We start from the raw sequence: 22626 nt of genomic DNA, 5'->3' as shown, positions 1-22626 counted from the left end.
TATTTTTTGTCTTTTTGTTTGTCACGTCTGAGTTCTCCGGGGGGGGGTTCATTGGGGTGGGGCCGGGGGGGCTGGGGGGGGGGCCCGCGCCGGGGGGGGCCCCCCCACCACGTGGAGCGGGGGAGTGCTCAGAGGAGCCCGAAGTCGAACTCCCCGCCGGCGACGGCGGCGAGGAAGGAAGAGTGGGCCGCGCCGTCGAAGGCCAGCGCGGGCCCGGAAGGGTCCTTGCTGTCTCGGACTGCGACCGCCTCGGGGAGGAGTGCGTATTCGACACAGTTCTCGTTGCCGCCGCTGTAACTCGACTTCCGGAAGGCGAAGCCGGTCGCCTCGGCGTCGGGATAGTGGGTCACTTGATCAGTTCTCTCTGTGCGGTGATGAACTCGAGCGAGGAGTCGACGGACAGGGCTTCTGCCGTGATCTCCTGGAACTTCGCCCGGTACAACTCGACATCGGTCGGGTCCTCGATCCAGAATCCGGCGAGCATGCCTTCGACGAAGACGACGTCGAGGTCCTTCCGCTGAGGGAATCCGAGCAATGCGAACGGGCCGCTCATGCCCGGGTGGATCGCCGCACCTACTGGCATCACCTGAATGTTCACGTTCGCCAACCGGCTTAACGTCAGCAGCTTGTCGAGTTGCGGGCCCATGATGTCGGGGCGATTCGCGATGGCCCGGAGCGCGGTTTCATGGATGACAGCCCAGACCTCGACGGGATTCGGGCGGGTCAGGATGGACTGCCGTGCCATGCGGACCTGTACCAGGTCGTCGACTGTGCCGGTCTTCGTGGTCCGGAGTCGGCCGATGACCAGTCGAGCGTATTCGGCCGTTTGGAAGAGTCCTGGAATGAAGGCGGGTTCGTAGGTCTTGAAGGTGGAAGCCTCGGTTTCGAGCATGATCAGGTCCGTTGCGGACACGTTGATCACGTCGCGGTAGCTCAGCCACCAGCCGCGCTTGCTGCCGTCCTTCGTGATGGCGATCAAGCCGGCACGGAAGTCTTCGTCGTCGCAACCGTAGTGGTCGAGGAGCTTGTTGACATCCTCGATCTTGGCCGCCGTGCGGGCGTTCTCGATCCGGTTCAGTTTGGCCAGGCTCATGCCGGTGGCATCGGCCGCCGTGTCCGCGGAGATCATCGCTTGCTCGCGGAGCCTTCGCAGCTCCTCGCCCAGCCGACGACGGCGAACGGTTGATACCGCCATGCGATGCCCCTCCTGATCTCTCGGTGGACCAGTCTGCCCTTGCTGATTGCACAGGCGCTACCGACAACTGGCAGAGAGTGGCACCGAATTCGGGTTCGATATGAGATTTTGCAGATTAGTTGAGCCAGCTTGCATGTGTGATGGCCCTCACGTCATGCTGAGTGTAGCTGGCCGCATGCTCTGCGTGACTACGGTTGTGATGCGGCTGCGTTTTTCCGTCATTCCATCGCTTCGATCGCGCGTCTGATCGATTGATGGTCATATCTGAAGCCCCGCGGAGGTTTCATCGTGTTCCCCCACGAAATCCCCCCTGACTGGTCGGCCGCGCGCGAGGAGTTGCGCGAGGCCACGGCGCGCGCCGGGTGGAAGCCCGACCTGGTCGCCGATGCCGAACTCGCGCTGCTCGAACTGTTCGTCAATGCCTGGCGCCACGGCGGCAGCGCGGCGCCGCTCGTCGTCATCGCGGTGCTCGACCACGTGCTGCGGGTCTCCGTCAGCGATGGGAGCCCCGCCGTCCCGATCCGGCACGACGGTTCCGACCTCCTCGCGGTCTCCGGCCGGGGCCTGCGCCTCGTCCGCTCCCTCACCGACCGGTTCGGTACGGAGCCCCGGAAGTCCGGGAAGTCCTGCTGGTTCGAGCTGGACGCCGCCGCGTGACCGCCGACCACCGCCGCCCGACCGGGCCGGCCGACGCGATCATGCGCACCTACACCGAGCCCGAGGTCGCCTCGTTGCTCGACGAACTCCACTCCCGCGGTCGCAAGTTCGGTCTGATCTGGCCCGCGCTGGCCACGGACCGGGTGGTCGACGGCCGCGTCCTGGTCCGCTTCGGCGCCGCTCCGGCCAGCACCGTCCTCAACCTCCTCGCGATCCTCCGCCACTACGACAAGGCCGAGGCCCCGTGCGACTCCTGATCGACCTCGTCCTTCCCGTCCTCCTGCTCCTCGCCATCGCCGTCGTCGGACTCGGCGCGGTCGCGGTCCTGCGGATGCCCCACCGCCCGGACCCCATCGCGACCCCCGCTCCCACCCCCACCCCCGCCCCCGACCGGGACCGCAACGAGGACCGTCAACCCGTGGCCTGAAGCCCCACCCCGCCCACGCCGCCCGGCCGGACCCGCCGGGCGGCGCAGGCATGCGCAGGAAGCCGACCCCGCCGACTTCCTGCGCAACAGACTTCTCCCACCCCGGCCCGGTACTGCTCGAACCGTTGCCGATGTCACCCGATGACCGCCCCACCCCGGTCCACGGCCCGGACCGCGGCATGTGAGCGACGCGAGCGCTTCGACCTGACGACGAACGCCCGCCGGAGCGCTCGGTGTCGGCGACGGACCGTTCCGCTCACCGTAGTCTCGTGCCGTGGTCGACGAACATGGGGCAACCGACGCCTTCAAGAACCGGTGCGCGAATGCGGCGCGGACGCTGGAATCCTGCGTCGGCTACTTCATCGAGCGCATCTCCCTGGACGAGTCCAACGAGGACCGCAAGGACCACACGCTGGACGTATGGCTGCGCGAGGGACCGTGGAAGCCCGATGCGGTGATCTCGCTGTCGGATCTCCACTCGGTCCGCCGATGGGAGCCCGGCCTGTGTCCCTCCCTCATCGACGGAATCTCCCTCGTGCACCTGCCGAAGCCGCCGGCGCCCTGGCCCGCCGAGGCGGTCGGCCGGCTCGATCGCTCCGAGGGTCTGCCCGAACTGGTCTGGCTGAGGATCGCGGGGCCTGTCGAAGTCGATGCTGTCGCCGCTGTCGTGACCGTTTACCAGGCCCAGAGCGACGATGCGGCCTCCGTACTCCGGTGACGGGCTGAAGCCGCTCGACGGCTGGGCCGCTTCGTCTGGATCACCTGCTCGTTGGTCTGGATGTGTCTTTGACCGACGCGCAGTGGGCGCGGATCGAGCCACGGCTGCCGGACCGGACGCCGAAGCGGGGCGGTCGGTGGCGGGGCCCGCCGGCTGCGATGCGGCAGCCGCGCAGGCAGGCCACCCACCTTCGACCGCGAGGCCTGCAAGCAGCGGAACACCGTCGAGCGGTGCATCAACCGCCTCAAGCAGTGGCGAGGCATCGCCACCCGCTACGAGAAGACCGCTCCATCCACATGGCCGGGCTCCACATCGCGGGCATCTTCCTCATGGTCCGCCCGATGATCCAAACGAAACTGCCCGGTTCGGTCTGATGAACCGTGACGGATGGTCGACCCGTTCCGTCGTTACGGATGGCTTGTTTCGTCCACTGCGAGAGTCGGTTCCTGACGGAGAGCCGACGTACTGGGGAGGAGATTTTGTGCGTTATCAAATAGACCGGAACCGGGTGCGGCTATCCAATGTATTCAGGCTCGCGGCCGTTTTGGCGACCGTCCTTGCATCCGTTCTCGGGCTGGCTCCCGCACAGTCAGCCCATGCGGTGTCGAACCTCGAATACAACCGGGTGTACTGGAACGTTACAGGCTGGACCGAGGTGAGCCAGCTCGCTGGTTCGCGCTACCAGGATATGGTCAACGGAATCCGTACCATCGCCGGCGGGGACTGGCCCGCGGCCAGGGAGGGCGATCTGATCCAGCGAACCACGAACACCCCGAACCGCCTCATCGAGGTTGAGGTCGAGGACCGTGGGGACCTGGCGAATCCGCACCGGCTGTCCCTGTTCTTCTGGGCGCACAACCTCTACCTGATCGGGATTAGCTCGGAGGGCCGCAACTACGCCTTCAGCGACGTCCCGGACAGTGAACTTCGCAGTGCCGAGCGGATCATGCGGAACCAGCCGTGGACCCGGAACTTCGCGCAGTTCCAGCCGTTCGCCTTCACCGGCCGGTACAGCGGACGGAACGGCCTGGACCCGAGCGCGACCCGGGGGAACCTGCGGATGGACATGCCCACCATCGCCGGTTCCCTCCGTCGGCTCGGCCGACTGGCCAGCACCAGCAACACCGAGCAGGTGCGTAACGATCTGACCACCGTCATCGCCGCCGCCTCGGAGGCATCCCGCTTCGGCTGGATCTCTCACCGCGTCCGTCAGATCCTCGCCGTCGGCGCGGATTACGACAACAACGGCGTCCCTCAGACGACATTGGGCGGGTTCGGCATGGACATGGAGAACGATTGGAGCGCTATGACCCGTTGGGTCCGTGACAGCAACTCGAACCCGTCCTGGCACTGGGTCGACGGCGTTGACCCCTACCGCAACCCCCATGACATGTTGTTCAGGAATAACGACCGCAGGATGGACTACTTCCTCGGGCTGGGTTCTGTGGCCTGACCTGGGCCACACAGGGAGGAACCGAAGCCGGCCGCGACCCGCCCGGCGGGCCGTTGGGCGCTGCCCGGCAAGATCGGCCGGACAGGGTTGAGTGGGACCACCGGGCCGCGCGTCCGGTGGCCCCACTCGGAGGGTTCTCAGTGTGCGGTCTCCAGTCGTTCCGAGCACTGTCGAGGTACGGGTGTACTGGTGCTGCTGGAGGTTCTTGAGGGATTCGACTCGGACGAAGCGGACCCCGTCTTCGTCCGGTCGGTCCACGCCGCCGCAAGCGATCCTGAGGTGCCGGAGTGAAGATGCCCGCGATGTGGAGCCCGGCCATGTGGATGGTTGCGGTCTTCTCGTAGCAGGTGGTGATGCCTCCGCGGCGGCTCCCTGCCGCCCGAGCGGACTACAGCGGGCTCACGGTCAACAACCGGTCACCGCACCGACTTTGCTGCACAGTCACTCGGACGAGGTGGCGCATGGGCTGGAAGGAGGCATTCCTGGGCTGGTCAGGCCGACCGGCGGACCGGTAGCGTAGTGATCTTCGCCGGGGGCAGGTCGGCGGAGTCCTGAAGGTGAACGCCGATGACCGACGTGTACGTCCGACGTGCGGAGCTGCGCCTCGACGCGGCCCTGGAGGGCCTCGCTCTCGTCCTCCGCGGGGCGACCGCGCGCCCGGAGGAGCACAACTGCGAGTGCCATTGGGGCAGTGCCGAAGAGCTCGCCCTCCTCAAGGTGCCGGGTGTGCGGCTCGATCCCGACCTCCTCCGGCGGAGCTGGCAGGCCCCCGACTGGAGCGACCACGGCTCGGTGCTCCGCCGTGTCCTGCCTCAGCTCGCGTGCGCCGTCGTCGACAGCCGGTCCGAGTCGTTCCGGTACCAGGACGAGATCGGTCTCTCGCTCGCCCGCGGGCGCTGGCAGGAGTGGCCCCGGGAGCAGGCCGCGGCCGTGCGGGAGTTCCTGCACGCGTTCTGGGCCTACAGCCTCGTCACCTCCGATCCCCTCGCGAACGTGCACGGGACCCTCGTCCTGTGCGTCGAGGCGTCCGGTGAACTGAGCCCCTGGCTCGACGTCTGGGAGGCGCTGGAGCATCCGGCGGCCGACCGGAACCTCGCGGAGGCCGTCGACGCGTGGGACTACGACCTGCTCGTCGACCAGCTCCCCTGGAGCACCTGGCACGACAAGGACGCCATGGTGGCCGTGCTCACCGCCTGGCTCACCCGCCACGCCCCCGCCCGGCTGAGGGCGCACAACGCACCGGAGGACCTGCTCCACCGTCTGAGGCTGATCGGCCTCACCGGGCCCGACCGCTGGGACGATCCGCATTGGCCCCACTACAGCTACTGACCACGGGCCGGCTCTCCCGGGCCGAGCGTTGCAGGGCGGAGCTAGGGTCTCCGTATGCTCCTGTGGATCAACGGCCCGTTCGGCGCCGGCAAGACTCAGACCGCGCACGAGATCCGGTGGCGCCTTCCCAGCAGTGTCATCTGCGACCCCGAGCACGTGGGTTTCGGCCTGCACCGGATGATGCCGCCGTCGCTGCGCGGGGACTTCCAGGACCTTCCCGCCTGGCGGCAAGGTGTCGTCGACGTGCTGGACCGCGTTCTCACCGATCAGAACGGTGTGGTGATCGCGCCGATGACGGTCGTGGAGCCGGTGTACTTCCGGGAGACCGTCGGTCGGCTGCGGGAACGCGGCCATGACGTCCGCCACTTCACCTTGCTGGCCGAGCGCGCCACGGTGCTGCGACGGCTGCGTGAGCGCGGTTTCGGGCACGTGGTGCGGTTCGTGGCCGGGAAGGACGCCCCGCTGCGCCGGGAGAGCTTCGCCGTGTCGAAGCTGGACCTGTGTCTGGAGCGTTTGCGCGAGGAGGAGTTCGCCGAGCACGTGTGGACCGACCGGCTGACGGTCGCCCAGGTGGCCGACCGCATCGCCGCCGCTTCGGGGCTGACGCTCGCTCCGAACACCGAGGGCGTTCTCCGGGGGCGCGTCCGCCGGGCCTGGACAGGGGTCCGGCACATCCGGTTCGACTGAGCTGCGGCGGAGGGGCGCACGGGAAGTCGGCCGGGCCGACTTCTCACGCGAGGTGCGGGCGGGCTGCCCTTCGGGGACACCGGTTGTTTCCCCCGCCGAGGGTGCCCGGGCTCTCCCGCGGCGCGTCGACGGCGGGGAGACTGCGGGCAGACCGCCCCTGCAACCTGTGAGGTCGAGCGTGATCGGCGCCACCGCCACCCCCCGCTCCGTCCGGCGGCCGGCCAGGGCCGCCGTCGCGGTGCTGCTCGCGCTCGCGGCGGCCCTGGTGACCCTGGCCGGCGCCGCCCCCGGCGGGAAGGTCGCCGCCGCCCCGGTGGCCGCGGTCGACCCGGCGGCCGGGCGGATCGTCTTCGCCGGCACCAACCACCGCGGCCTCGGCAAGGTGACCGGCGCGGAGTCCAGTACCCCGCTGTTCGGGCCCGGCCCGGTCCACTTCGACCAGGACCCGTCGGCCCGCGGCGACGAACTGGTCTTCACCAGCCTGCGGGACGGCCCGCTGCCCCAGGTGTACCTGCGCGACGCGTCCGGCGCGGTGCGCCGGCTCACCACCGGCATGGACACCGCCCACCCCGCGCTGGCCCCGGACGGCAAGGGCGTCGTCTTCGAGTCGCTGGAGCCCCGCGCCGGAGGCGGCAGTCCCCAGAAGGTCCTGTGGGCGGTCGGCCGGGACGGCAGCGGGCTGCGCCGGATCACCGACGGCGCGGCCGACGAGACCCACCCGACGGTCTCGCCCGACGGTAAGTGGATCGCGTACTCCTGCACCGGCGAACCGGAGCACCGGCAGATCTACCTGCGGCCGTTCGAGGGCGGCGCCCCGGTCAAGGTCACCAACGTGACCAGCGGGGACGCGGTCGACCCGACCTGGAACCCGCTGAACGACGACGCCCACCGCAACGAGATCGTCTACACCTGGGACCAGGGCGCCCAGGGCCGGACCCTGATGCTCACCTCGCCCACGGGCGGCGACAAGGCCTTCTTCCCCGGCACCGGCTCCACCTGGAAGACCGGCTCCGCCGCCTGGATGGCCGACGGCACCGGTGTGCTCTTCCTCAGCGCCGACCTGCTCGACCCGAACAATCCGAGCCCGCAGCCCGACCCGTCCCAGCCGCCGGTGGTGAACCTCTACCGCGCGCTCACCTGCAACTGCGACGCGCCCCGACTGCTCTACCGCGCCAACCGGCTGATCGCCGCACCGACCTGGCTGGGAACCCAGAACGAGGGCGGCCCCGTCGTCGAGCAGACCAGCGCCGCCGGCGCCAACGTCGCCGACGTCCAGGACGTCCGCCCCGACGGGGGCGACCCGCGCGACCTCGGCATCAGCGTGCTCCGGGAGGACCCGGCCGCCGGCAGCAACACCAGCACCGACCCCGGCGCCGACCCGCTCTTCCACCCCCGCCCCGGCTTCGACCCGTGGTTCGAGCGCCAGACCTACACGCCCGACGGGCGGCAGATCGTGGTGACCCGCTACGAGGACGGCCCCGCCGGACGGATCCAGCGGATCTGGCTCGCCGACGCCGACGGGGCGAACCCGCAGCCGATGAACCTCGCCGGGCGCGGCCCGAACGACCGGGACACCGACCCGTCGATCTCCCCGGACGGCAGGCTGATCGTGTTCAGCCGCAGCGTCCCGGCCGCCGGCGAGCAGCCGGCCCGGCCCGGGCGGGTCCTGATCGCCGAGATGGCCACGGGGCGGATCGTCGGCACCGTCCAGCCGCCGGCCGGCCAGCGCGGCGCCTCCGACGGCCAGCCGTTCTGGTCCCCCGACGGCAAGCTGATCGCCTTCTCCCGGACGGCGGTGGTCAACGAGAACGCCGGCAACCTGCACGTCTGGACCGTCGCCGCCGACGACCTCACCCGGCAGACCGACCTCAGCCGGACGGCCTGCCCGGGCAGCTGCAACGTCATCGACGACAGCCCCGCCTTCGCCCCCGACGGCCGCCGCATCGCCTTCAACCGCAAGGCCGGTGACGGCGGGAACAACCAGCAGGACGGCGTGGTGGTCACCACGCCGACCGGCGAGGGCTGCACGGTGGTCGTGCCCACCGGGCTCGGCCAGGGTGCCTGCACCCGGCCGCTGCCCGACCGCCCCACCACCGGGCCCTTCCAGCCCCGGGACGTCGCCTGGACGGCGAACAGCGCCCAGCTGGTGCTGACCTCCCGCCGCGCCGCGCCGCCGAGCGCACCGGAGGGGCTCAAGGTCTACGACTTCGCGACCGCCCAGCTCACCGAGCTGGACTGGCGGCTGCCGGGGCGCCAGAAGGAGCCGGCCGTCCAGCAGTCCGTCGACCTGGCGGTCAGCGTGCCCGAGCGGACCCCGGCCGTCCCCGTCGACGGCAGCACCGAGGTGACCGTCACCGTCACCAACAAGGGCCCCGCGCCCTCGCCCGGCACCGCCCTCACCGTCTCGGTGCCGACCGGCGCCCGGCTCGACAAGCTGACCACCCCGACCGGATCGTGCGACGCCGCCGCGCTGCGCTGCGAACTCGGCACCCTGAACCCGCGCCAGGTGGTCCGGATCAAGGCCACCCTGACCGGCACCCGGCCCGGCGTCCCGGACTTCGGCTGGAGCGTCACCGGGACGGTCGTCGACCCGAACCCCGACGACGACTTCGCCCGGACCTTCCTCCCGGTGCTGGAACCGCCGACCCCGTCGCCGACCCCCACCCCGTCGCCGACCGCCTCGCCGAGCCCGAGTCCGAGCCCGACACCCACGCCCAGCCCGACCGCCGCGCCCAGCCCGACACCCACGCCGACCTCCACCCCCGTACCGCCGCCGCCCCCGGCGCCCGCCCCGCCGCCCCAGGCCGGCCCCGCGGTCGCGGTCGACGCCCAGCCGAACCCCGGCTACGTCGGCGGCCACGTGACCGTCAGCTACACGGTGCGCAACACCGGCCAGGCCCTCGCCACCGGCCTGCGCCTGACCCTCGGCCTGCCCGCCGGAGTGCCCACCGAGGCCCTGCCCCCCGGCTGCCGGAACGGCACCTGCACGGTGAGCGACCTGGCCCCGGGCCGCAGCGCGGTGGTCCGGGTGGTGCTCTCGCCCGTGGCGGCGCTGGACACCACCATCACCGCGGAACTCGCCACCACCGGCACCGATGCCACCCCGGGACCGCACCGGGCGAGCACCCCGCTGCGCATCCTCCAGCCCCGCATCGTCGCGGTGCCGCCGATCGGCAAGCCCGGCTTCGTGACCTCGGTGCGCGGCGTGGACTTCCCGCCCGGCGCGCCGGTCCGGTTCACCTGGAAACCCGGCATCACCGCCGCCGCCGCGCCCACCCGCCCGAAGGGCGACGGGACCTTCGCCGGCCAGCTGCTCATCCTCCCCAAGGACGAGACCGGCCCGCGCACCATCACCGCCGAGGGCCCCGGATTCTCCCCGGTGACCTGCCCCTTCCTGGTGGTGGAGGGCAGCATCGGCCCGCCCGGGGAGGTGGAGCGGCGGTGATCCACGAGGTCGACGAGGCGCTGCGACAGCTGCTCGCCGAGACCGGTCTGCCCGAGCGCGGGATCGACGTGGTCTTCGACGCGCCCACCCGGGACTTCGCGGCCCGGCGCAACGCGCCCACGGTCAGCGTCTACCTGTACGGGCTGCGCGAGGACACCGGCCGCCGGCAGGCCGGCACCGTCGCGGAGTACGACGCGGACGGCCTGGTGACCGGCCACCGCCCCGCGCCCCGCTGGTTCGAGCTGGCCTACCTGGTCACCGCCTGGACCAACCGGCCGCAGGACGAGCACCGGCTGCTGGCCGAGGTGCTGCAGTGCCTGACGACCACCGACACGCTGCCCGCCCGGCTGCTCACCGGCACGCTCGCCGAGCTCGGACTGACCGTCGGGCTGGACATCGCGGGGCGCGACACCGGCCTGCCGTCGGTGTCCGACGTCTGGTCCTCGCTCGGCGGGGAACTGCGGCCCTCGGTCGACCTCCGGGTGCTCGCCCCGCTGCCCGGCGGGCGCAGCCCGGCAGGGCCGCCGGTCACCGAGGGGCTGGTGCTGCACGCAGGCGACACCACCGACGCCGGGGACACCACCACCGTCGGAGGCATCACCAACGCCGGGGACACCACCCCGGCCGGCCCGCCGCCCGCCGACGGTCCCGGCCGCCGGCTGCGCTACCAGGGCGCCGGGGACCCCGGGCCGGACGGCTTCGCCGCGCCCCGGGAACGCGGGCTGCCGCCCGGCCGCCGGGCCCGGGGCAGGGCGCGATGAGCCTCGACCTCGACCGGGCCCCGGAGGCCGCCTCGGCGGCCGACGGCGCACCGCCCGGGCCGGTGCACGACGGGCCGTCAGGACCGGACGACAGCGCACCGTTCGGTCAGGCCCCCGACCAGCTCTGGGAGCGGCTGCAGCGGGTCGAACGGCGGGTCCGCGCCGCGGTGCGCGAGCGCCGGGCCGACGACCCGGATCCGGACGACCCGTACCGCGGCCAGTACCTCGGCCCGGAGGCGGTGGAGCGCATCCTGGCGGCCTCCGCCACGGTGCACCGGGCCGCCGCGGACCCCGGCGACGGCCCCGTGCCGTCGCCCGGCTCCCGGCTCGGGCGGCTCAGCGCCGCCTTCGGGCTGCTCCCGGTCGACCTCGACCTGCTGCTGGTGGCGCTCGCCCCGGACCTCGACTCCCGCTTCGAGCAGCTCTACGGCTACCTCAACGACGACCTGACCCGCCGCCGGGCGACCATCGGTCTGGCCCTCGACCTGTGCGGACTGCCCGGGGCGGGCGCCGGCCGCTTCCGGTTCTCCGTCCGGGCCCCGCTGATCGCCGGCGGCCTGCTGGAGATCACCGAGCCGGACCGTCCGCTGCTCTCCCGTACCCTGCGCGTCCCGGACCGGGTGACGGCCCATCTGCTCGGCGACGACGAGCCGGACGGCATCCTCGCCGGGCTGGCCCGCCGCGCCGGACCCTTGGGCCGCTCCCACCAGTCCCTCGAACAGTTGCGCTTCCTGGCCGCGGACGGCGGCCTGGTGCACCTGCTGGACCGGGGCGGGCACGCCGGCCGGCTCGCGGTGGCGGCCCTCGCGGCCGACGGCCCGCCGCCCCTGGTGGTCGACGCCGCCGCGCTCGCCGCCCGCCCGCCGGAGGCCACCGTACGGGTGCTCGCCCGCGAGGCGCGGCTGGGCGGGGGCGGCGTGGTGCTCGGGCCGCTGGACCGGTTCGAACCCGAACGGCCCGAGCGGGCCGCGCTGCTGCGCGAGCTGTGCGCGGAACTCGCCGGGGTCCCGCTGGTGGTGCACGGCCCGCAGGTCTGGGACCCGGTCTGGGCGGCGCGGAGCCCGGTGGTGCTCACCGTCCGGCCGCCGGACGCGCGCGACCGGGCCGGGCAGTGGGCCCGCGCGCTGGGTGCGGAGCAGGGTGCTTCGGAGCCGGGTGTTTCGGAGCCGAGTCAGAAGTCGGGCGTGGAGTCGGGCGACGAGCTGGGCGAGGAGCCGTGCGAGGAGTTGCCGGAGGAACTGGCCGAGGCGGTGGCCGCCTACCGGCTGGACCAGGAGCAGCTGGCCCGCGCCGCCTCGGTCGCGGCCCGGACGGCGGCCGCCGAGCGGCGCCCGGTCCGGGCCGAGGACCTGCGCACGGCGGTACGGGCGCAGAACGCCGCCGGGCTGGCCCGGCTCGCCCGCCGGATCGAGCCCGCGGTCGGCTGGTCCGACCTCGTCCTGCCCGCCCCCACCGCGGGCCGGCTGCGCGAGCTCGTGCTGCGGGCCCGGCACCGCGACCAGGTGCTCGGACAGTGGCGGATGCGCCCGGGCGGCGGCCGGGGCAACGGCGTGATCGCCCTGTTCGCGGGGGAGTCCGGCACCGGCAAGACGATGTCGGCCGAGGTGGTCGCCGCCGAACTCGGCATGGAGCTGTACGTGGTGGACCTCTCCACCGTGGTGGACAAGTACATCGGCGAGACCGAGAAGAACCTGGAACGGATCTTCACCGAGGCCGCGCAGGTGAACGGCGTCCTGCTGTTCGACGAGGCGGACGCGCTGTTCGGCAAGCGTTCGGAGGTCAAGGACTCCCGGGACCGCCACGCCAACGTGGAGACGGCCTACCTGCTCCAGCGGATGGAGTCCTTCGACGGGATCGCCGTGCTGACGTCCAATCTGCGGGCCAACCTCGACGAGGCGTTCACCCGGCGGCTGGACGTCATCGCCGAGTTCCCGCTGCCGGACGAGGCGCAGCGACGCCTGCTCTGGGACCGCTGCCTGGGGCCGCTGGTGCCCCGCGGCGACGACCTCGACCTGGACTTCTGCGCCCGGAACTTCGAGCTCACCGGCGGCTCCATCCGGGCCTGCGCGGTCTCCGCGGCGTATCTGGCCGCCGGGACGGGCGCCCCGCTGGGCATGGCGCAGCTGGTCTCCGCGGTGGTCGGCGAGTACCGCAAGCTCGGCCGGCTGGTGCTGGCGAGCGAGTTCGGGCCGTGGCTGGGCGCGCTCGGGGACACCGGGCACGGCTGACCCCCCCGGGGGGGGGGGGGCGGCGGGGGCAGTCCGGGACGTCCGGCGGTGTCCGCCGGGGGCAGCGGTTCCTGCCCCCGGTCCGGGACCTGCGGACATGTTTCCGGGTGACGTCCGGGCAGCAGACTCGGGGGCGAATGACCGGCGCAATGCTTGACCAGCCGAAGGAGCGCGTATGCCGTCGTACCTCACCCCGGGCGTGTACGTGGAGGAGGTCCAGTCCGGTGCCCGGCCGATCGAGGGCGTCGGCACGGCCGTCGCCGCGTTCGTCGGCTTCGCCGAGACCGGGCCCTTCCACGAGCCCACACTGGTGACCAACTGGGACCAGTACGTCCAGCGGTTCGGCGGTTTCACCGAGGGCACCTACCTGGCGCACTCGGTGTACGGCTTCTTCGCCAACGGCGGCGGCTCCGCCTACGTGGTGCGGGTCGGCGACCCGGCCCGCCGGGCGCCCGGCGCCGCCCCCGCCGTCACCGCGGCCCCGCCCGTCGAGATCGCCGGGTTCCTCTTCTCCGCCCTGCCGGGCGCGGGCGCCGAGGTGTCCGTCGAGGTCGCCGACCCGGAGGGGGAGAACGTCCCCGAGGACCGCTTCCGGCTGCTGGTGCGCCGGGGCGCGGAGGTCGCCGAGACCTACGACGTCTCGACCCGCAAGAGCACCAAGGGCTACGTCGTCACCCAGCTGCGCGAGTCGAAGCTGGTCGCCGTCGCCGAACAGCCCGGCACCGCGCCGAGCCGCCCCGAGCGCCGCACCCACGCCCTGGCCGCCGCGCCCGCGCCGGCCGCGGTCCCGGTGGGCCGGCTCGACCCCGCCGAGTACGTCGGCGACGCCGCCGCCCGGACCGGCTTCGGCGGCCTGGAGGCGATCGACGAGATCACCATGGTCGCGGTGCCCGACCTGATGAGCGCCTACCAGCGCGGCGACCTCGACGACGAGGGCCTGCGCACCGTCCAGCTGGCGGTGATGTCGCACTGCGAGCAGATGGGCGACCGGATCGCCGTCCTGGACCCGCCGCCCGGCCTCAACGCCCAGCGGATGCGCACCTGGCGCAACGACGAGGCGGGCTTCGACTCCCGCTACGCCGCGCTCTACTACCCGTGGATCAAGGTGTTCGACCCGGCGAGCGGCCGCAACGTGCTGGTCCCGCCGAGCGGGCACGTCGCCGGGGTGTGGGCGCGCAGCGACGCCGAGCGCGGCGTGCACAAGGCGCCCGCCAACGAGGTCATCCGCGGCGCGGTGGACCTGGAGCTGCGCCTGAGCAAGGGCGAGCAGGACCTGCTGAACCCGATCGGTGTCAACTGCGTCCGGGCCTTCCCCGGGCGCGGCATCCGGATCTGGGGCGCGCGCACCCTCTCCTCCGACCCGGCGTGGCGCTACCTGAACGTGCGCCGGCTCTTCAACTACCTGGAGGAGTCCATCCTCCTGGGGACCCAGTGGGTGGTCTTCGAACCCAACGACGACCGGCTGTGGTCCAGCATCCGCCGGAACATCACGGCGTTCCTCACCGAGGAGTGGCGGCGCGGGGCCCTGTTCGGGCAGACCGCGGCCGAGGCCTTCTACGTCAAGTGCGACCGCGACAACAACCCGCCGGAGTCCATCGACCTCGGCCAGGTGATCTGCGAGATCGGCGTCTCCCCGGTGAAGCCCGCGGAGTTCGTGGTGTTCCGGCTGTCCCAGTTCTCCGACAGCACGAGCCTCGTCAACGAGTGACCGGCCCGGTCGGCACCACATCCGTCGGCGCCACTCCTCGGCACCCTCGGTACCCCTCGCATCGGAAGGTGACACAAACCCATGGCTGAAGGCGATCCGCTCTCCACACATATCTTCGGCGTCCAACTCGGCGGCTACAACGTCGAGTCCGTCAAGGAGATCAGCAACCTGACGGTCGAACAGGACGTCGTCGAGTACAAGCAGGTGACCCAAGAGGGCAAACTGATCGTCCGCAAGCAGCCCGGCGCCCGGCTCCCCGGCGAGGTGACCATCACCCGCGGCCTGGACAAGAGCGGCGCGTTCACGGACTGGATCAAGGAGACCCTCAACAACGGGGCGATCAACACCGCGCGGCAGAACCTCACCATCGAGGTCAAGGACACCACCGGTGCCACCCTGCGGCGCATCCAGCTGACCAACGCCTGGGCGAGCCGCTGGGAGGGCCCCACCCTCAGCGCCGGCGAGTCCAGCGCCGCCACCGAGACCGTGACCATCGTGTTCGAGGAGATCTCGGTCGAGTGAGGCGCAAGATCGGCCTGGAGGAGCTGCTGGAGCGGGCTCCGGCCACGCAGAACACCGCGCCGCCGCAGCAGGCCCCGGCGGCAGCGGCGGCGCAGCCCCGGGCGCGGGCGCCGCACACCGAGTTCGAGTTCGAGCTGCCGCTCGGCTACGTCGACGACGAGGGCACCGTGCACCGGCACGGTGCCATGCGCCTGGCCACCGCCCGCGACGAGCTGATGCCGCAGATCGACCTGAGGGTCAAGGAGAACCCGGCGTACCTCAGCGTGGTGCTGCTCAGCCACGTGATCACCAGGCTGGGCGACATCACCGACGTGCACGCCGGGGTCGTCGAGCGGATGTACGCCACCGACGTGGCCTTCCTCCAGGACCTCTACCAGCGGATCAACAGCGAAGGCCACACGCGCGCCGCGGTGACCTGCCCGCACTGCGACGGCGCCTTCGAGGTCGACCTCGCCGGTGGGCGCCTGGGGGAATCGTGACGTACGCGCCTGCTCGGCTGTACGAGGAGATCGCGTACATCGCGTACCACTTCCACTGGCAGCGGGAGGACATCCTCGACCTGACCCACCGTGAACGCGGGCAGTGGGTCAGGGAGATCGCGCGGCTCAACACCCGCATCAGCGAAGGCGGGTGAGCCGGGTGGGGCTTCGGGACTGGATCGGCCGCCGCAGGGGCGGCGAGGGCGCCGTTTCCGGTGCCGGCTCCGGTGGCACGGAGGCGGCCCGGGGCACGGGCGAGGCCGCTCGGCGGCGCCCGGCGGCCGGGGACGGGGGCTGGCGCGCGGTCGCGCCGCTGGTCCCGACCCTGGCCGGGCCGGCCCACGGCGTCAGCGACGGCCTGAGGTTCCGCTCCCGGCTCACCGCCTGGCAGGACCCCTCGCTCTGCGGTCCGCTCGGCCACGCGGTCCTGCCGACCGCCCCGGTCGGCATCCTGCGGGCGGTGGCGAGGCCGACCGCCCCGACCCCCGTCCGCACGGGCGGGGACGAGTTGGTCGTGCCGGTCGTGCCGGTCCTCCCGAGCGAGACCGGGGCCGAAGTGCCTTCGGAGGACGGGCCGTCGGGCGCGGCGCGGTCGGCGCGTCAGGCGCGTCCGGTCCAGCGGTCCGTCCGGCTGCGACGGCTTCCGGTGCGGTCCGGGCCCCGCCCGGGCCGCGCGGGTGCGGCCGACTCGCGCGCGACCGCCGAGCGCGCCGACGGCGGTGGGCCGAGGCCCGCCGCGGAGACACCCGGCACGGCGGCGCCCGGTGCGTCCGTACCCGGCGGGCCGAAGTCTGCTGCGGTGAGGGGAAGTTCACCGAAGCCCGAAGGGCCGCAGGCCGCCAGTGGCCCGCTCGGTGCGGCGACGCCCGAAGCGGCCGCCGCCTCCCCGCGCCCGAACGACTCGGCGGTCCGGGCCGACCGGCCGGTGCGGCCGCGTCCCGTCGGGGCCCCGCTGGTCGTGGCCCGGCGGCCCGGCCAGCTGACCGCGCGCCCCGTGGCGGTCGTCCCGGGGCAGGTCAGGGCACCGGCCGCCGTCACCGGACCGGCGAGCCGGGGCACGGACGCGCCGCGGCCCGCGGCGACGACGGAAGAGCCGGCCGAGGGCACGCGCCGCCCGTCCGCGAGCGGCGGAGCCGCCGAACGGCCGGTGCCCGGCCCGGCCGACAACCCCGCGCCCACGCGGAACGGGCCGGCCGACGGCACCCCCGTCCAGCGCGCCGCCGCGCCCGGAAGCGCCGCGCCCGCCCGCCCGGTTCTCGGCGCGCCGCTGACCGCGCTGCCCGCGAACGCCACACCTCTGGCCGTCGACGGCCCCCGGGCCTCCGGTGCCACCTCGGCCGGGCCGGCCATGCCGGTCGTCCCCGCCGACGCGGGGTCCACCCGTGGCGAGACGGGCAGCTCGGCCGATGCCCGGCCGTCCGGGGGCGGGGGCGGGGGCGGAGGCCGGGACGCCGGCGCCGCCCGACGCACCGCCACGGCCGGCGAGCCCGCCCGCCCGGCGCCCGCCCGCCCCGAGCACGGGTCCGCCGCGGGCGCGCCCGTTCAGCGCGCGCGGTCCGGGGCCGGTACACCCGTACCGTCCTCGACACCGTCCTCCGATCGCGCCCTGCCGGGCCGGCCCGATCCGGCCCTTGTCGGCCGGAGCGGACCCGCCGAGGGCACGCCCGTTCAGCGCGCCCGCTCCGGGGCCGGTACGCCCGCACCGTCCTCGACGCCGACCCCCGACCGCGCCGCACCGCTCCCGCCCGACCCGACCCCCGCCCGTACGCGCGGAGGCCTGGGCGCGCCGCTCGACGCGCTGCCGCCGACGGCGGCCGTGGCCGGGGGCACCGCTCCGCTGCTCGGCGGGCGCCGACCGGTCCGGCGGATCGCGGCCCCGGCGACCGGCGACGCGGCCTCTGCCGCCGCTCCCGCCGTAGTCCCTGCCGCCGCCTCGCCGGTGGCCGGCGAGGGGCTGCCCGTGCAGCGCGCCCCCCGGAGCCCCGGCGACGGCCCGGCCGAGGCGACGTCCTCCGTCCGGACCGGTGGTGACGGGCGATCGGCCGGTGCGGCCGTCCCGGCCACCCGGAGTATCCCTACCACCCCGACCGTCCCGACCATTCCGACCCTCCCCGCCGGCCCGAGTACCCCGACTGCCGGTGCCCGCAGCGCGCACCCCGGTGCGGATCGCGGCCTTCGAGGTCCGGCGGCCGGACGCCCGGCGCCCTCCGACGCCCCGCAGGGCAGGGCGGGTGCCTCCGGCAGCGGCCCGGAGCGGCGGTCGGGAGCCGCCGCGCAGCCGGCCGTCTCCGGGACGCGCCCGGCGGGCGCTCCGCTCGGAGGCGGCAACGGTCCGGTGGTGCCCGTGACGGTTCCGGCGCGCCGGTCCTCCGGCGGCCTGGGCGTGCAGCGGGCCGTTCGACTCATCGGTCAGCGGCGCGGGCTGCTCGGCGACCGCCGGATGACGGTCGCCCTCGCCACTGTGCCGGCGCCCTTCGCGCCCGTTGCCGCCGCTCCCTCCGGCGGAGGCGCCGGGCCGGCGCCGACGCCGCCCGTGGTCCGGGCCGCCTTTCCCCACGCGCTCGTGTCCCGTCCGGACGGCGAGGCGCCGGCCGGGTCGGTCGCACCGGCCGCTGCCGCTCCGCGCCGCTCGGGTGCGCAGGTGCGGCGCTCGCCGGGTTCCGGTGCCGGAGGCGGCGGTGCCGCGGCCGGGGAGTCGGCCTCTCCGGGGAGTTCGGGGCGCCCCTCCACCCCGGGGGCGGCCGCGCCGCGCGGGGTCGTGGCCGCGGTGCAACGGGTGTTCTCCCGCCGCCCGTCGGCACGGCCGGTCCGACGGACGGCGGCCGATCACCCGACCGTCGTCGATCACCCGTCAGCGGCCGGAGGCCCGGCGGCACCTGCCACCGCCCCGCTCGCGCCCGCACCGGCGGGCCCACCGCGCGTCCTGCCCGGTCGGCCCCGTGCGGCAGTCCTGAACCCCGGTGTCCCGGCGCCGCCGCGACCCGGTGCCACGGGCGCGGGCCTCCCGGCCGTGCAGCGGTCCGCCACGCCGAGCTCCGGTGGGCAGGCGAACCCCGGCGCCCCCGGTTCGCCGTCCGCCACGGCGAGCGCCCCGCGCCCGCCGGTCGTCCGGCTCAGGCCCGTGGCGGCGCCGTCGGTCCAGCGCCTGTCGGCCACGCCCCGGCCTCCGCAGCCGTCCCCGGTGCCGCCGCCCACTGGCGCGGCCCCGGCGGGCACGAGCCGGGCACCGGGCCCGCAGCCCGCCACGGCACTCGCGCCCGCGCCCACGTCCGTCCCCGCGCCCGCCCCCGCGCTCGTTGTGGCCCGGGCCCTGCCCGCCGGGCACGCCACCAGCGCCCCGTCCGCCTCGTCCGTGCTTTCCGCCTCGCCCGCGCCGTCCGCACCGCCGTCGCCCGCCACGGCCCGGCTGCTGCAGCGGGTGGCCGAGCAGACGGGACTGACGGGGGTGCCGCTGACCGCCGTGCCCGCGCGCACACCCACCACCGTGCAGCTCGCCGGGCCGGCCCGAACCGCCACCCCCGGTACCCCGTCCGCCGGGAGCACCCCGGGGAAGGCCCCCGCCGGACCGGGCGCCGAGCGGCGCGCCGACCCCGCCGACCTCGACGAACTGGCCCGCCGCCTGGTCGAACCGGTCGGCCGGCTGCTGCGCACCGAGTTGCGCAGGGGCCGGGAGCGCAGCGGCAAACCGTACGACATGCGCCGCTGAGCCCGGCCCGGACCGCGGGCCGGACCGCGGACCAGAGCGTGGACCAGGCGGACGGCCGACAGCAGGCCGCAGCAGCGACGTGACCGGAAGCAGGGAGCAGAAGCGATGACCGACAACATCTTCGCGTCCAGTGTGTTCTTCAGCCTGACCATCGGCGGCAACGACCTGGGCGACTTCACCACCTGCTCGGGACTCGGCGCCCAGGTCGAGATCGAGCAGTACGCGGAGGGCGGCAACAACGGCTTCGCCTGGCAGCTGCCGGGCCGCATCACCTGGTCGAACATCACGCTGACCCGCGCGGTCACCGCCGACACCACGAAGATCGCCCGCTGGCTGTCCGAGATCGTCCGCAAGGTCGAGCCGAAGGACGGCGAGATCGTGGCGCTGCGGCCCGACCTGAGCCGGATCGTCGGCTGGCAGGTGCTCGGGATCGTCCCGGTGCGCTGGGAGGGGCCGTCCTTCGATCCCGCCAACTCCCAGGCGGCGATGGAGACCCTGGAGATCGCCCACGCGGGCCTGCGCCCCTCCTGACCCACCGCACGCTCGGCCCGCTCGGCCCGCTCGGCCCGCTCGGCCCACCCGGGCCCACTCGGGCCCACCCGGTCCACCCGGCCGACCCGATCCACGGAACCCACCCCGCAGCCCGACCCACGGAAGGAGCACCAGGATGTCCCCGGCGGTCCCCGCCAGCGTCACCCGGGCCCAACTGACCATCATGGAGCCACCGTCCACGGTCGGCGCCCAGCCCGGCGGCACGCTCGCGCAGCTCCGGCTCCAGTTCAACCCGGCGACCCTGGTGCTGAGCAAGACCACCGAGTGGCGGCGCACCCCGTCCCGGATGGCGGGCGAGTCCGCGCTGCCCGAGTTCGTCGGCAGCGGTCCGCGCTCGCTCTCCCTCGACGTGTTCCTGGACTCCACGGCGACCCACGACAACTCGGTGGAGCGGGCGGTGGAGCAGCTGATGACGGCGTGCGTGCCCACCGCGGCCAGCCTGGCGCGCAAGACGCCGGCCAGCCCGTGGATCCGGCTGGACTGGGGCACCCTGAAGACCACGTCGTTCAACGGGGTGCTGACCGGCCTCTCGGTCACCTACTCGCTCTTCGACGTCGACGGGAAGCCGCTGCGGGCGGTCTGCTCGCTGACCATCGACGAGGCGAGCGTCGACCCGGCCGGACAGAACCCCACCTCCGGCTCGCCGGAGGCCCGCAGCACCCACCGGGTGATCGCCGGCGACAGCCTGCCGATGCTCGCCTGGCGGGCCTACGGGGACGCCACCGCGTGGCGCGCCATCGCGGAGGCCAACGACATCGACGATCCGCTGGCGCTGGTCCCCGGCGCGGAGCTGATCGTGCCGGGCATCGAGGAACTCACCCAGAGCCACACCCACACCAGGAACCAGGAACCCACCCAGGGCGGACGGTCATGACCACTCCCGAGGCCCGCGGCGGCCGCTCCTTCGCCGCAGACCCCGTCGTCGAGGCGCCGGGCCCGCTGCCGCCGATCTGGGTGACCCAACTGGTCTCCTGTGACATCGAGGAGAGCGTCGGCCTGTCCGACACCGCGGTGCTGTCCTTCCGGGACGCCGACCACACCTTCCTCTCCGCCACCGGGATCACCATCGGCACCCCGCTGAAGGTGTCCGTGGTGACCGTGCAGGGCAACACCCGGGCGCGGCTGTTCACCGGCGAGGTGACCGCGCTGGAGCTGGAGGTGGACACCACCGGCTCGTACACCGTGGTGCGGGCCTCGGCGGTCACCCACCGGCTGATGCGCGGGCGCCGGGTGAAGGCCTTCCGGAACATGACCACCGCCGACATCGTCCGCCAGGTCGCCTCGGGCGCGGGTCTGACCTGCGGCAAGGTCGACTCCTTCCCCGTCGTCCACCAGCAGCTCTCGCAGGCGAACGTGCCGGACTGGGAGTTCCTCCAGTTCCTGGCGCAGGAGAGCGGCGCCCAGGTGCGGGTGGACGACGACGGGAGGCTGGAGTTCGTCCGGCCCGATCCCGCCTCCGGCGCGCCGGCCCCCTCCACCCCCGCGCCGCAGAACCCGCTGGTGCTGGAGTACGGCCGCAACCTGCTGGAGCTGCGCGGCGTGCTGACCGGTGCCGGAGGAGCGGACACGGTCGAGGCGCGCGGCTGGAACGTCACCACCAAGAGCGCCCTGGTCGCCACCGAGCCGGCGGTGACCTCCCGCACCGTGCAGCCGGGGATGAGCCCCTCGGTGGTGGCCTCCGCCTTTCCCGGCCAGTCCCGGCTGACCGTCGCCGACACCCCGTACCGCACCCAGGCGGAGACCGCCTCGGTGGCCCGGTCGCTGGCCGCCTCGGTGGCGGCCGGCTTCGGCGAGCTGGAGGTCGTCGCCGAGGGCAACCCGCGGCTGCGGGCGGGCACCGCGGTCGCGCTGGGCAACGTCGGCGCCGCCTTCTCCGGCCGCTACACCGCCACCGGGGTGCGCCACCTGCTCGAACCGTTCCGCGGCTACCGCACCACCGTCGTGGTCAGCGCGGCGCCCGACCGCTCGCTGGCCGGGCTGACCAGCGGCGGCAACGCCCCGCCGCGCGGGCCCCGGATGCCCGGACTGGCCGTCGCCGTGGTCACCGACGTCCGGGAGCCGGGTGGCGGGCAGCGCGGCTGGGTGAAGCTCAAGTTCCCCTGGCTGGACGACACCTACGTCTCCGACTGGGTGCGCACCGTGCAGTGGGGCGGCGCCGGGGGCGGCGGCGTGGTCAGCCCCGAGGTCAACGACGAGGTGCTGGTCGGCTTCGAGCAGGGCGACCTGGACAGTCCGTACGTGCTGGGCGGGCTCTACAACGGCGTGGACCGGCCCTCCCCGCACGACGTGCCACTGGTCGACGGGGCCTCCGGCAAGGTCAACCGCCGCTCGGTGGTGTCCCGTTCGGGCCACCGGATGGAGCTGCTGGACGTGCCGGGCGGCAAGTCCGGCGTCCACCTGGCGAGCGGTGACGGGAAGCTGGAGGTCAGCCTGGACCAGCAGCGCGGCGAGATCGTGCTGACCGTCCACGGCCTCGGCGGCGCGGCCGGCAGCACGGTACGGCTCTCCTCCTCCGGCATCACCCTGGACGCGGGCACCGGCGCGGTGAACGTGCGCGGCGGATCGGTCACCGTCCGGGGCACGACGTCGGTCACCGTGGACGGTGGCGCCGAGGCGGTGCTCAAGGGGGCCTTCGTCCGGATCAACTGAGCCGCCGATCGACCGGCGACAGACCGGCGATCGACTGACGGAACGTCAAGAACCAATGGCAGTATGGCGAGTGCCCGCGAACACCGGGCACCGCAGGAAACGGAGACCGC

20 protein-coding genes and 1 pseudogene are annotated in these 22626 nt (G+C 73.8%); 19 read left to right on the top strand and 2 right to left on the bottom strand.

The features are described 5' to 3' along the window. Positions 1 to 128 precede the first annotated feature (128 nt). Both ACFVVA_RS00935 and ACFVVA_RS00930 read right to left on the bottom strand, forming a co-directional pair. Positions 129 to 350 (bottom strand): DUF397 domain-containing protein, encoded by a 222-nt coding sequence (locus tag ACFVVA_RS00935; protein WP_387684384.1) that lies wholly within the window; start codon positions 348 to 350, stop codon positions 129 to 131. Beyond that, the gene (locus tag ACFVVA_RS00930; RefSeq protein WP_387684382.1) at positions 347 to 1195 is read right to left on the bottom strand and encodes a helix-turn-helix transcriptional regulator; all 849 of its coding nucleotides are present in this window, start codon (positions 1193 to 1195) and stop codon (positions 347 to 349) included. The genes ACFVVA_RS00935 and ACFVVA_RS00930 overlap by 4 nt, the downstream gene beginning before the upstream one ends. 288 nt (positions 1196 to 1483) lie before the next feature. On the opposite strand from ACFVVA_RS00930, the gene ACFVVA_RS00925 reads away from it, so the two are divergent. The 19 genes and pseudogenes from ACFVVA_RS00925 (at position 1484) to ACFVVA_RS00835 (ending at position 22516) form a co-directional block, all read left to right on the top strand. Then, positions 1484 to 1852 (top strand): ATP-binding protein, encoded by a 369-nt coding sequence (locus tag ACFVVA_RS00925; protein WP_387684381.1) that lies wholly within the window; start codon positions 1484 to 1486, stop codon positions 1850 to 1852. Continuing rightward, on the top strand, positions 1849 to 2109 hold the full coding sequence (locus ACFVVA_RS00920) for a hypothetical protein (protein WP_380357261.1): 261 nt from the start codon (positions 1849 to 1851) through the stop codon (positions 2107 to 2109). Before ACFVVA_RS00925 ends, ACFVVA_RS00920 begins: the two co-directional genes overlap by 4 nt. Next, positions 2097 to 2279 carry a hypothetical protein gene (locus ACFVVA_RS00915; protein ID WP_387684380.1) on the top strand — a complete coding sequence of 61 codons (183 nt, stop codon included), beginning with the start codon at positions 2097 to 2099 and terminating at the stop codon, positions 2277 to 2279. Before ACFVVA_RS00920 ends, ACFVVA_RS00915 begins: the two co-directional genes overlap by 13 nt. Positions 2280 to 2553: 274 nt before the next feature. Next, positions 2554 to 2997: a hypothetical protein gene (locus ACFVVA_RS00910; RefSeq protein WP_387684379.1), complete on the top strand. Its 444-nt coding sequence runs from the start codon at positions 2554 to 2556 to the stop codon at positions 2995 to 2997. Positions 2998 to 3144: 147 nt separating this feature from the next. Next, a pseudogene (locus ACFVVA_RS00905) lies at positions 3145 to 3371 on the top strand (IS5/IS1182 family transposase); the annotation flags it as partial. Between the two features lie 107 nt (positions 3372 to 3478). After that, entirely contained in the window at positions 3479 to 4450 is a 972-nt protein-coding gene (locus ACFVVA_RS00900; RefSeq protein WP_387684377.1) for a ribosome-inactivating family protein, read from the top strand. A gap of 567 nt (positions 4451 to 5017) precedes the next feature. Continuing rightward, positions 5018 to 5779: a hypothetical protein gene (locus ACFVVA_RS00895; RefSeq protein WP_387684375.1), complete on the top strand. Its 762-nt coding sequence runs from the start codon at positions 5018 to 5020 to the stop codon at positions 5777 to 5779. Between the two features lie 54 nt (positions 5780 to 5833). Further along, positions 5834 to 6466: an AAA family ATPase gene (locus tag ACFVVA_RS00890; RefSeq protein WP_387684373.1), complete on the top strand. Its 633-nt coding sequence runs from the start codon at positions 5834 to 5836 to the stop codon at positions 6464 to 6466. Positions 6467 to 6632: 166 nt separating this feature from the next. After that, positions 6633 to 9911: a hypothetical protein gene (locus tag ACFVVA_RS00885; RefSeq protein ID WP_387684371.1), complete on the top strand. Its 3279-nt coding sequence runs from the start codon at positions 6633 to 6635 to the stop codon at positions 9909 to 9911. Next, complete coding sequence (locus ACFVVA_RS00880; protein ID WP_387684369.1) at positions 9908 to 10672, top strand: DUF4255 domain-containing protein; 765 nt, start codon at positions 9908 to 9910, stop codon at positions 10670 to 10672. Before ACFVVA_RS00885 ends, ACFVVA_RS00880 begins: the two co-directional genes overlap by 4 nt. Next, the gene (locus ACFVVA_RS00875) at positions 10669 to 12900 is read left to right on the top strand and encodes an ATP-binding protein (RefSeq protein ID WP_387684367.1); all 2232 of its coding nucleotides are present in this window, start codon (positions 10669 to 10671) and stop codon (positions 12898 to 12900) included. The genes ACFVVA_RS00880 and ACFVVA_RS00875 overlap by 4 nt, the downstream gene beginning before the upstream one ends. A 175-nt stretch (positions 12901 to 13075) precedes the next feature. Beyond that, positions 13076 to 14608 (top strand): phage tail sheath family protein, encoded by a 1533-nt coding sequence (locus ACFVVA_RS00870; RefSeq protein ID WP_387684365.1) that lies wholly within the window; start codon positions 13076 to 13078, stop codon positions 14606 to 14608. Positions 14609 to 14689: 81 nt separating this feature from the next. Continuing rightward, entirely contained in the window at positions 14690 to 15130 is a 441-nt protein-coding gene (locus ACFVVA_RS00865; protein ID WP_030290301.1) for a phage tail protein, read from the top strand. Next, entirely contained in the window at positions 15127 to 15609 is a 483-nt protein-coding gene (locus ACFVVA_RS00860) for a hypothetical protein (RefSeq protein ID WP_387684363.1), read from the top strand. Before ACFVVA_RS00865 ends, ACFVVA_RS00860 begins: the two co-directional genes overlap by 4 nt. Next, on the top strand, positions 15606 to 15764 hold the full coding sequence (locus ACFVVA_RS00855; protein ID WP_181970396.1) for a DUF6760 family protein: 159 nt from the start codon (positions 15606 to 15608) through the stop codon (positions 15762 to 15764). The genes ACFVVA_RS00860 and ACFVVA_RS00855 overlap by 4 nt, the downstream gene beginning before the upstream one ends. 3026 nt (positions 15765 to 18790) lie before the next feature. Then, a complete protein-coding gene (locus tag ACFVVA_RS00850) occupies positions 18791 to 19315 on the top strand; it encodes a hypothetical protein (protein WP_387684361.1) in 525 nt (174 codons plus the stop codon). A gap of 105 nt (positions 19316 to 19420) precedes the next feature. Beyond that, the gene (locus tag ACFVVA_RS00845) at positions 19421 to 19846 is read left to right on the top strand and encodes a phage tail protein (protein WP_359897847.1); all 426 of its coding nucleotides are present in this window, start codon (positions 19421 to 19423) and stop codon (positions 19844 to 19846) included. Between the two features lie 136 nt (positions 19847 to 19982). Then, a complete protein-coding gene (locus ACFVVA_RS00840; RefSeq protein ID WP_387684359.1) occupies positions 19983 to 20741 on the top strand; it encodes a LysM peptidoglycan-binding domain-containing protein in 759 nt (252 codons plus the stop codon). Beyond that, positions 20738 to 22516: a VgrG-related protein gene (locus ACFVVA_RS00835; RefSeq protein WP_387684357.1), complete on the top strand. Its 1779-nt coding sequence runs from the start codon at positions 20738 to 20740 to the stop codon at positions 22514 to 22516. Before ACFVVA_RS00840 ends, ACFVVA_RS00835 begins: the two co-directional genes overlap by 4 nt. The last annotated feature ends 110 nt before the right edge of the window (positions 22517 to 22626 follow it).

The sequence above is a fragment of the Kitasatospora sp. NPDC058048 genome, from assembly GCF_042885555.1.
In the GTDB taxonomy this organism is placed as follows: Bacteria; Actinomycetota; Actinomycetes; order Streptomycetales; family Streptomycetaceae; genus Kitasatospora; species Kitasatospora lactacystinica.
This window is presented reverse-complemented; position numbering and strand designations above follow the sequence as displayed.